The sequence below is a fragment of the Candidatus Symbiothrix dinenymphae genome (genome assembly GCF_001431085.1).
In genome coordinates this window covers 1-1,796 of record NZ_BBRU01000005.1, presented here as the reverse complement: position 1 = coordinate 1,796, position 1,796 = coordinate 1, and the positions used below count along the sequence as shown (strand labels likewise).

Here is a 1,796-nt window from a genome sequence, read left to right as displayed (position 1 = left end):
TTCGGCTCACAGGCACGCGGCGATGAGCGTCCGGAATCGGATTGGGATTTGCTCGTGCTTTTGGATAAGCCTAAACGTGAAGTGAAAGATTATGACATTTATGGTTACCCTTTCACAGATTTAGGGTGGAATTATGGGGTGTATCTAAGTACCAAGATTTATACAACCGCGGAATGGGAAAACGGGAAAGCTTTTCCTTTTTACAAGAATGTTGAACATGATGGAATAGAAATAGTATGATGACAGAAGAAGAAAGAAACACGATAATCAGTATTCGCTTGCAAAGGGCTAAAGAAACTCTGCTTGAAGTAAAAGAAATTCTTAAATTAGGCTATTGGAGGACAGCCGCCAATCGTTTGTATTATGCTTGTTATTATGTATCAAGTGCTTTGCTCATTAAAAAAGGAAATGTGGCACATACTCATTCGGGCGTTATCAACCAGATAGGGTTACATTTTGTTCAAACAGGGATTATCAGCAAAGAGTTTGGAAAGTTTTACGCTAATCTTTTTGAACTTCGTCAAACAAGTGACTATGGTGATTGGAGGATAATTGAAGAGGCAGATGTGCAACCATTGATTGCCCCGGCGGAAGAGTACATTTGTTTTCTCGAACAGTTGATTATGCAAAAAGAATAAAAATAGATTAGACGCTATGAATCAGCAGATATTTAAAGAAATTCAGGCATTGAAACGGCAGATAATGCCAAACGACAAATTGATTTTGTTCGGCTCACAGGCGCGGTGAATTTTGAGAAATCAAAAACGCCAACCTGCTATCTATCAGCACGTCAGCGTTTCAGAAAGTACCCAGAGCCGGGGTCGAACCGGCATGGAAGTGAATCCACTGGTGTTTGAGACCAGCGCGTCTACCAATTCCGCCATCTGGGCATTGCGGGCGCAAAGGTAAGTTTTTTTTTTGATTTGACAAACTTTTTCGCAAAAATTTATTACTTTTGTGCATTATTTTATTTGAAATTGTCCACTATGGCACAACAAATCATCCGCTGCACACATGTAGAGCACGAATTAGCTCTCTTTTTGAAGCAATTCAAACAGGATGGCATTTTTCTGCTGACCGACGAAAACTCGGACAAATTTTGCTTCCCCCGCATCCAATCCGTCCCTGAATTGGCAAACGCGAAGAAAATCGTCATTCCGGCGGGCGATGAGCATAAGAATGTGGAAACGCTTTCTGAGGTTTGGCAATTTTTGTCTGCCAATGCTGCAACGCGCAAATCACTGCTAATCAATCTCGGAGGCGGGATGGTGACTGACCTCGGCGGCTTCGCCGCCGCCTCGTTCAAACGCGGCATCCCGTTTGTCAATATCCCAACTACGCTGCTGGGGGCTGTGGATGCGGCTGTTGGAGGGAAAACCGGCGTCAATTTCAATGGGCTGAAGAATGAGATTGGGGCGTTTGCGCCTGCTGAGGCGGTGTTTATTGATGCAGCATTTTTCCGGACGCTTGACCATCAAAATTTGCTGTCGGGGTATGCTGAGATGCTGAAACATGGGTTGCTGTCATCGGCGGCGGAATTATACAAACTGTTGCGTTTTGATTTTGACAGGGTGGATTATGCGCAGTTGAACGACCTGCTGTTTGAGTCGGTGCTGGTGAAAGAGCGCATCGTGCAGGACGACCCCAAGGAGCAGGGCATTCGCAAGGCTCTGAACCTTGGGCACACTTTTGGGCACGCATTTGAGAGCCTCTCTTACCAACGCAAAAAACCGATTTTGCATGGCTACGCGGTGGGTTACGGCTTGGTTTGCGAACTTTATTTGTCGTTCGTGCGG

Annotated in this window: 3 protein-coding genes and 1 tRNA gene; 3 read left to right on the top strand and 1 reads right to left on the bottom strand. The window is 45.2% G+C overall.

Annotated elements, in window-relative coordinates:
• On the top strand, positions 1–240 hold a 240-nt coding region (locus ASC50_RS00250), incomplete at its 5' end, for a nucleotidyltransferase domain-containing protein (protein ID WP_056928540.1).
• A complete protein-coding gene (locus ASC50_RS00245; RefSeq protein ID WP_055431536.1) occupies positions 237–638 on the top strand; it encodes a HEPN domain-containing protein in 402 nt (133 codons plus the stop codon). The genes ASC50_RS00250 and ASC50_RS00245, both read left to right, overlap by 4 nt.
• A gap of 168 nt (positions 639–806) precedes the next feature.
• Here the strand turns inward: ASC50_RS00245 and ASC50_RS00240 are convergent.
• Positions 807–890: transfer RNA gene (locus ASC50_RS00240), tRNA-Leu, on the bottom strand.
• Positions 891–986: 96 nt separating this feature from the next.
• On the opposite strand from ASC50_RS00240, the gene ASC50_RS06570 reads away from it, so the two are divergent.
• The coding region (locus ASC50_RS06570) for a 3-dehydroquinate synthase (RefSeq protein WP_102134476.1) at positions 987–1,796 on the top strand (810 nt) is incomplete at its 3' end.

Coding starts and splice junctions, on each gene's coding strand:
- ASC50_RS00245 (WP_055431536.1), top strand. CDS start 237: ATGATGACAGAAGAAGAAAGAAACACGATAATCAGTATTCGCTTGCAA.